Source organism: Parasynechococcus sp. (genome assembly GCF_042954325.1).
Taxonomy (GTDB): domain Bacteria; phylum Cyanobacteriota; class Cyanobacteriia; order PCC-6307; family Cyanobiaceae; genus Parasynechococcus.
The window spans coordinates 1-7897 of record NZ_JBGKDS010000056.1; the positions used below are offsets into that span (position 1 = coordinate 1).

The window sequence follows — 7897 nt, forward strand, 5'->3', positions numbered from 1 at the left end:
TTGAAGTGGGCCATGGTGCGCAGGCCGGTGCGTGCGTTGAACTTGTCGATCTGATCGGTGTCCGCCGATCGGTTGGCAACGACGCCGCCGAGGCGAACCTTGTAGTTCTTGGCTTTGGCTTGAATGGCTTGCACGATCCGGTTCATCGCGAAGATGGAATCGAAGTCGTTGGCGGTCACGATCAGGCAGTAGTTGGCATGTTGCAGCGGTGCAGCAAAACCTCCACACACCACATCGCCCAGCACATCAAAGATGACGACATCGGTGTCTTCAAGGAGGTGGTGCTCCTTCAGCAATTTGACGGTCTGACCTGTGACATAGCCCCCGCAACCGGTCCCTGCAGGCGGTCCGCCGCTTTCCACGCACTGCACACCGTTGAAGCCGGTGAAGACAAAATCTTCAGGCCTGAGCTCTTCGCTGTGAAAATCGACTTCCTCGAGGATGTCGATCACCGTGGGCACCATCTTGTGCGTCAGCGTGAAGGTGCTGTCGTGCTTGGGGTCGCAGCCGATCTGTAGCACCCGTTTCCCCAGCTTGGAAAAGGCTGCGGACAGGTTCGAGGAGGTGGTGGATTTGCCGATCCCGCCTTTGCCATAAACCGCAATCACCAGGGTTTCTTCCTGGATGTTCAAGGAGGGGTCCTGGTGGACCTGCACACTTCCTTCGCCGTCGGTTGGCCGCGTCAGGGTCGTGGTCATGCAGCGACCTTATGCAAGAGGTTTGATCTCATTCAACAGCAGCAGATCTGCCTTGGCTGGGATTCACTAAGAAATGAAAGATCCGGGTGGGCATGTTGTGACAGTTGCCACAATTTGTTGGCCAAGGCGAAAATAAATGAGTGTTAGTACTCAGGTTTTCTGGGCTCTGATGTCCCATGCATGACACTGTTGCCCTGGTTCAAGGGGTCGGGGCGTGCTTGCCGATCTGGTGATCATTGGCGATCACATTGTTGGCAAAAAATCGCACCCGATTCTTTATGAGGTTGAGAAATTTCCCTGTGTCTTTTGGGGCCCCTTGAACACCATCCCGAGGCAGGGTGCTTAGGCCTTGTAGTGCGCTTTTGCGTCGTAGAGCGTTTCGCTGTTGATTTCTTTGCAGCCCACTTCCCGGGCATAGGCCTCAGCATTGCGGCGTACCTTCCCGCGAACAAAGAAAGGAATTTTTTTCAGTTCGGCTTCCCCATCGGCTGTCCACGTCAGAGCATGTCCGGCCCGGTCTGCACTGTCGCGCTCCGGCGCTTCGGAAGCCGCTCCGGAACCGCCCGCATGGCCGAGGTGGCTTTGATGGCCATCGACGAATTCAAAGTCGTGGCGGAACATTCCAATGAGATGTTCTTCCAATCCCATCATCAGTGGGTGGACCCAATCGTCAAAAATCACGTTGGCGCCCTCCCAACCCATGTGAGGACTGGTTCGCGCTGGAACGTCCTGCACGTGCATGGGGGTGCTGATCACAGCACAGGGGAGACCGAGTCGCTTGGCGCTGTGGCGTTCCATTTGTGTTCCGAGCACCAGCTCCGGAGCGGCTTCGGCCATCGCCGCTTCCACCGCCAAGTAGTCATCACTGATCAAAGCCTCCAAGCCAAGAGCCTTGGCGGCGGCGCGCACCGGCCGGGCCATTTCGCGGCTGTAGGTGCCAAGACCAACCACCTCAAAGCCCAGTTCTTCTTTGCAGATCCGGGCGGCGGCGAGGGCGTGGGTGCCATCTCCGAAGATGAACACGCGTTTCCCGGTCAGATAGGTGGAGTCGACCGACTCGGAATACCAGGGAAGCCGTGAGCGCCGGTAGCCCTCATCCGGGGAGGGGGGCTCCAGTCCGAGTAGGCCGTGCACCTCGACCAGGAAGTCGTGCGTTGCCCCCACTCCAATCGGAACGGTTCGGGTGAAGGGCATTCCGAAATTGCGTTCCAGCCAGCTGCAGGTGGATTCACCGACTTCCGGGTACAAACAGACGTTCAGATCTGACGTTGGTAGGCGCAGGATGTCGTCAACACCTGCTCCAAGGGGGGCCACCACGGCGACATCAATGCCGTGCATCGTCAGCAGTTTTTGAACCTCCAGGACGTCATCACGACAGCGAAACCCCAGCAGTGACGGGCCGATCAGGTTGACCCGGGGGCGTCGCCCCTCCCCTTGCCATGTTGTGGCTGAATGTTCAGGACGTTCGGGCAGCTGCGGTTTCAGCAGATTCCTGACCAATTGGTAGAACGTCTCCGAGGCGCCCCAGTTCTCTTTTTTGCTGTAGGCGGGGAGTTCAAGGTTCACCACCGGCATCGACAGTCCCATGCCTTGGGCGAGCGCGCCTGGTTGGTCCTGAATCAATTCCGCCGTACAGCTCTCACCCACCAAGAGCGCGTCCGGTTGAAAACGTTCAGCGGCTTCGCGGACATGCCGCTTCACCAGTTCTGCGGTGTCTCCCCCCAGATCACGGGCCTGAAACGTGGTGTAAGTGACTGGCGGGCGCTCGCTACGCCGTTCGATCATCGTGAACAACAGATCGGCATAGGTGTCGCCCTGCGGAGCATGCAGGACGTAGTGCACGCCCTTCATTGAGGCTGCGATTCGCATGGCACCCACGTGGGGGGGGCCTTCGTAGGTCCAGAGGGTGAGTTGCATCAGGTCAGACGTGCACGGGTTGGTCTGGATTGATCGGGTGCAGCCCCGAATGAATGCGTTGCCGTCGGCGCAGCGGTCGTGAGAACAGTTCGGCCAAGTCCCCGGCTTGATCGATGCCGTGGATGGGGCTGAAAACCAGTTCGATCGACCACTTGGTGGCAATGCCCTCTGCCTCGAGAGGATTGGCAAGCCCCATGCCGCACACCACCAGATCGGGTTGGCTCTCCCGCACACGATCCAATTGCTGCTCCACGTGCTGGCCTTCCATCACGGGGGTGCTGTCCGGCAGCAAGGCCAGCTCATGGCTCATTTGCTCGCGGTTGAGATATGGGGTTCCAACCTCCACAAGCTCCATTCCGCATTCCCGTTGGAGGAACCGGGCCAGGGGGAGCTCCAGCTGGGATTCCGGTAGAAGGAAAATCCGCTTCCCTTCCAAGATCTCTCGGTGGGGCTTGAGGGCCATGCGAGCGCGTTCGACCAGTGGATCGAGCACCTCGTTCACCCGTTCGATCGGAACATCGAAGGCTGATGCTCCGGTCTCCATCCAGCGTCGACTGCCTTCGGCACCCAAGGGGAATGGAGCCACCAAGACATTGGCTCCACGGTCTCTGAGTCGACGGGCGGTGTCGCTGAGGAAAGGCTGTGTGAGCAGAACGGTGGTGCCGGGGCCCACGGGGGGGAGGTCCGTTGAGCTCCTGGGGGGGAGGCTGCGCACCGTGTCGATGCCAAGCCGACCGAACAGGTGGATCAGCCTGTCTTCGACGGCGTCGGCGAGGGTCCCCACCAGCAACAGTTGTCGTTCATCGCTGCTGGGGAGCAGGGGCACCAGAGCCGACAAGGCTCCGTCTTCTCCTTGGGTGAATGTTGTTTCGATCCCGCTTCCGGAGTAATTCACCACCCGCACTCGGCCGTGCAAGTCGTCATTCAGCCGCTCGGCGGCCCGGGCCAAGTCCAGCTTGATGACTTCGCTTGGACAGGACCCCACCAAGAACAAGGTGCGGATCTCAGGGCGCCGCTGCAGTAGCTCTTTGCAGACCCGGTCCAGTTCGTCATGGGCATCGGCGAGGCCCGCAAGATCGCGTTCGCTGAGAATCGCTGTGCCAAACCGAGGCTCGGCGAAGATCATCACTCCCGCGGCGCTCTGAATGAGGTGGGCGCAGGTGCGCGAGCCCACCACCAGAAAAAAGGCATCGGGCATGCGCCGATGCAGCCAGACGATTGAGGTGAGACCACAGAACACCTCCCGCGGTCCGGATTCCTTAAGAAGGGTTGGTCCCGACATCAGGTCCTCCGAACGTCTCACCATCAAGCTGGCCGGATGATCCGATTCGCGCCAGGTGACTGCGGAAACTCTTTGGGATCAGAGCCGACGGCGGAAACCGTCGTAGCGATCGCTGTCGTCCACTTTGCTCAAGCGCCAGACGTTGCGGCTGACCCGTCGGGCCACCAGGCCTCCGCGTTCGACCCGCTCGGTCCCCGGCTTGGCGCCGAGCAGAAGGCTCACATCGGCGGTTGTGAGTGGTGCTCCGGTGTCAATCGCCAGCTGGGTGAGTTCCAGGCGCTGACGCAGCTGACGCAGCTGTTCCGTCTCTGCATTGACCGGTGCATCCAGCCAAGGGAGTTCGACATGCCCCTCCTTGGCCAGGCGTTGCATCAGTCCGAAACTGACCATGCCCAGGGCCTGCTCAGGGTTCACTTCAGGAAGGGCCATGGTCTCCAGGTGTGAATGAGCGGACGGTATCGGCTCTGACTGCGGACGCAAGCGCAGATCCTTTTCGGCCGAACGGCTCTGGATCGATCGATGTCCAGTACACTCCCCGCCATGACCCGATTCGCCAGCTTCGAGGAACGGGAGCGGCGGCACGGAGGCAGCGCTCTCGTTACCGGCACTGAGGTGCACCCCCAGGCTGGGGGTGCCAGCTGTGTTGTGACCACCGATAGCGAGTCACCAAGGCTGCTTCGGCAGAACAGTCATGTGCAGTCGATTGAGCTGCGGACGTACGTCTTTATTGATTCGCTGCAGCCCCAGTTAGCGGCTTACATGGGATCGGTCAGTCAGGGCTTTCTTCCGATCCCTGGGGATGCCTGCCTCTGGATGGAAGTGTCACCGGGCATGGCGGTTCACCGTGTCACTGACATTGCCCTCAAGGCCAGCAATGTCCGCCTCGGACAGATGGTGGTTGAGCGGGCGTTCGGTTCGATGGCTCTGTACCACCGGGATCAGAGCACCGTTCTGCACTCCGGCGATGTTGTGCTGGAAGCGATTGGCAGTTCCATTGAGCAACGCAGCCCAGCGGACGTCAGCTGGACGGAAGTGATCCGTGCGATCACCCCCGACCATGCTGTTTTGATCAACCGTCAGAACCGCCGCGGTTCGATGATCGAAGCCGGCATGAGCATGTTCATCCTTGAAACAGAACCGGCCGGATATGTCCTGATTGCGGCCAATGAGGCCGAAAAGTCTTCCAACATCACGCTGGTGGACGTCAAGGCCGTTGGTGCCTTCGGTCGTCTCACCCTGGCGGGACGTGAGGGGGATGTTGAGGAAGCTGCCGCAGCAGCGATGCGTGCCATCGAATCGGTGAACCGCCGCTCAGCCTTCCGCTGATGGGAAGCCGTCGATGCGCGGCCGATGGCTCTGCACCGAACTAGAGGAGCCTGAGGTGAGTGCGGAGGTCTGGGGCCAGAGCTCGCGCGGCTTTGCCACGGCTGCCCAGGCGGGACAATTGCGCTGGATTCATGGCGCCATAGCTGCATCCGGCTTCGCGGATCCACAGCAATGACTCGAATCCTCCGCCTGCGTAGGCAGGGGCATGAAGGATCTCCCCCCAGCTAACACCTTCGGATGACGCCACGCAGGTGCCGTCGGGCGCGCTGAGAACCATCGTGCTGCGAAAACAGGCACTTCGATACGGCGTGCCACCCAGCGCGTTGAGCAGGCGTTTGATTTTGGCGTCGTTGCCTTCGGCATAACGGGCTGAATACAGCCCTGGGGCCCCATGAAGGCTGTCGACCTCGAGGCCGGAATCATCGGCCAAGGCCCATCCGTTGGTGCGGCCTGCAGCGGCCACAGCCTTCAACGTTGCGTTCTCGAGATAGGTCGACCCTGTCTCCTCAACGTCCAGGTCGGACGGTTGCAGCTGCACATCCATGTTGAGGGGGGCAAGCATCGCCTCAATCTCGGCCACCTTGATGGGGTTGCCACTGGCGATGGTTAGACGAGGCCTCAAATCGCGGTCGCAAGCGACCACCATTGTGTGCTGCGGATTGGCTTATTCGGTAAAGGTCTGAACTTCAAGTGTCACGAAGTGGCATGGGTTGAACATTCCACCCCTCGGCGGCAAGGCCGTGGGACCACTCCGTGGGCGGAAAATATTCAGCGCGTGACGTCCGCGCAACGCTATGTGGTGGTGTGATCACATGAACGCCAACAGCAGTCCAGAACAGACACAGACAGGGTGATCAGGTCTGCTTATCAGGTTCACTATGGACAGTGATCGCGAGAAAGCCCCAAAACGCTTGACGGCATGGGTGGTGACAGACCAATGTCCCCGACGAACATTCCACCCCTTTCCCCGGTAGGCAATGGCTAACGAAACCATGGGCATCGCTCTCGGCATGATCGAGACACGCGGCCTGGTTCCCGCGATTGAGGCTGCTGATGCCATGACCAAGGCTGCCGAAGTGCGCCTGATCGGTCGTGAGTTCGTCGGCGGTGGTTACGTGACCGTTCTGGTCCGCGGCGAAACCGGTGCTGTGAACGCTGCAGTGCGTGCTGGCGCAGACGCTTGTGAGCGTGTTGGTGACGGCCTGGTGGCTGCTCACATCATTGCTCGCCCCCACCGCGAAGTGGAGCCTGCATTGGGCAACGGCAATTTCCTTGGTCAAAAGGACTGAGACCCACTGAGCCTCGAATGAGGCCATCACGTCTCACCCCCCTCTTCACCGATTAACGGAGATTTCCCATGAGCAAGAAGTACGACGCTGGGGTCAAGGAGTACAGGGACACTTACTGGACTCCTGATTACGTTCCCCTAGACACCGACCTGCTGGCCTGCTTCAAGTGCACCGGCCAAGAAGGTGTCCCCAAAGAAGAAGTGGCAGCTGCTGTTGCTGCTGAATCTTCAACTGGTACCTGGTCCACTGTGTGGTCCGAGCTCCTCACCGACCTCGACTTCTACAAAGGACGTTGCTACCGCATCGAAGACGTTCCTGGTGACAAGGAGGCTTTCTATGCCTTCATCGCTTACCCCCTCGACCTGTTCGAAGAGGGTTCCATCACCAACGTTCTGACCTCCTTGGTCGGTAACGTCTTCGGCTTCAAAGCTTTGCGCCACCTGCGTCTGGAAGATATCCGCTTCCCGATCGCTTTCATCAAGAGCTGCTACGGCCCGCCAAACGGCATCGCCGTTGAGCGCGACCGCATGAACAAGTACGGCCGCCCTCTTCTGGGTTGCACCATCAAGCCAAAACTTGGTTTGAGCGGCAAGAACTATGGCCGTGTTGTCTATGAGTGCCTGCGTGGCGGTCTGGACTTCACCAAGGACGACGAGAACATCAACTCCCAGCCCTTCCAGCGTTGGCAGAACCGCTTCGAATTCGTTGCGGAAGCCATCAAGCTGGCTGAGCAGGAGACCGGTGAGCGCAAGGGTCACTACCTCAACGTGACCGCGAACACTCCCGAAGAGATGTATGAGCGCGCTGAGTTCGCCAAAGAACTCAACATGCCAATCATCATGCATGACTTCATCACCGGTGGCTTCACCGCCAACACCGGTTTGTCGAAGTGGTGTCGTGCGAACGGCATGCTGCTGCACATTCACCGTGCCATGCACGCTGTGATTGACCGCCATCCCAAGCACGGCATTCACTTCCGCGTTCTCGCCAAGTGTCTGCGTTTGTCAGGTGGTGACCAACTCCACACCGGCACCGTGGTCGGAAAGCTGGAAGGTGATCGTCAGACCACCCTCGGCTATATCGACCAGCTCCGCGAATCCTTCGTTCCTGAAGATCGCAGCCGCGGCAACTTCTTCGATCAGGACTGGGGGTCCATGCCTGGTGTGTTCGCCGTTGCTTCCGGCGGTATCCACGTGTGGCACATGCCCGCACTGGTCGCCATCTTCGGTGACGACTCCGTGCTGCAGTTCGGTGGTGGTACCCACGGTCACCCCTGGGGCTCCGCAGCTGGTGCTGCTGCCAACCGTGTGGCCCTCGAGGCCTGCGTCAAGGCACGCAACGCTGGTCGCGAGATCGAGAAAGAAAGCCGCGACATCCTCATGGAA

At 59.8% G+C, this 7897-nt stretch carries 8 protein-coding genes; 3 read left to right on the forward strand and 5 right to left on the reverse strand.

Annotation, left to right across the window (positions count from 1 at the left end; genetic code table 11):
• From bchL to ACGVKB_RS07975, 4 genes are all read right to left on the reverse strand, one after another.
• The coding region (gene bchL / locus ACGVKB_RS07960) for a ferredoxin:protochlorophyllide reductase (ATP-dependent) iron-sulfur ATP-binding protein (RefSeq protein WP_392350881.1) at positions 1 to 698 on the reverse strand (698 nt) is incomplete at its 3' end.
• A 342-nt stretch (positions 699 to 1040) separates the two neighbouring features.
• A complete protein-coding gene (locus ACGVKB_RS07965) occupies positions 1041 to 2615 on the reverse strand; it encodes a ferredoxin:protochlorophyllide reductase (ATP-dependent) subunit B (RefSeq protein ID WP_392350883.1) in 1575 nt (524 codons plus the stop codon).
• 4 nt (positions 2616 to 2619) lie between these two features.
• A complete protein-coding gene (locus ACGVKB_RS07970; protein ID WP_392350885.1) occupies positions 2620 to 3897 on the reverse strand; it encodes a ferredoxin:protochlorophyllide reductase (ATP-dependent) subunit N in 1278 nt (425 codons plus the stop codon).
• Between the two features lie 78 nt (positions 3898 to 3975).
• Positions 3976 to 4326: a hypothetical protein gene (locus ACGVKB_RS07975; RefSeq protein WP_392350887.1), complete on the reverse strand. Its 351-nt coding sequence runs from the start codon at positions 4324 to 4326 to the stop codon at positions 3976 to 3978.
• 111 nt (positions 4327 to 4437) lie between these two features.
• On the opposite strand from ACGVKB_RS07975, the gene ACGVKB_RS07980 reads away from it, so the two are divergent.
• Positions 4438 to 5223 (forward strand): BMC domain-containing protein, encoded by a 786-nt coding sequence (locus ACGVKB_RS07980; RefSeq protein ID WP_392350889.1) that lies wholly within the window; start codon positions 4438 to 4440, stop codon positions 5221 to 5223.
• A gap of 40 nt (positions 5224 to 5263) precedes the next feature.
• Here ACGVKB_RS07980 and ACGVKB_RS07985 read toward each other — a convergent pair whose 3' ends face one another.
• Positions 5264 to 5845 (reverse strand): non-canonical purine NTP pyrophosphatase, encoded by a 582-nt coding sequence (locus ACGVKB_RS07985; RefSeq protein ID WP_392350891.1) that lies wholly within the window; start codon positions 5843 to 5845, stop codon positions 5264 to 5266.
• 355 nt (positions 5846 to 6200) lie between these two features.
• Here ACGVKB_RS07985 and ACGVKB_RS07990 point away from each other — a divergent pair, with 355 nt between their 5' ends.
• Positions 6201 to 6512: a BMC domain-containing protein gene (locus ACGVKB_RS07990; RefSeq protein WP_006169870.1), complete on the forward strand. Its 312-nt coding sequence runs from the start codon at positions 6201 to 6203 to the stop codon at positions 6510 to 6512.
• Between the two features lie 68 nt (positions 6513 to 6580).
• Positions 6581 to 7897, forward strand: a 1317-nt coding sequence (locus ACGVKB_RS07995; RefSeq protein WP_392350893.1) for a form I ribulose bisphosphate carboxylase large subunit, incomplete at its 3' end; no start/stop codon positions are given.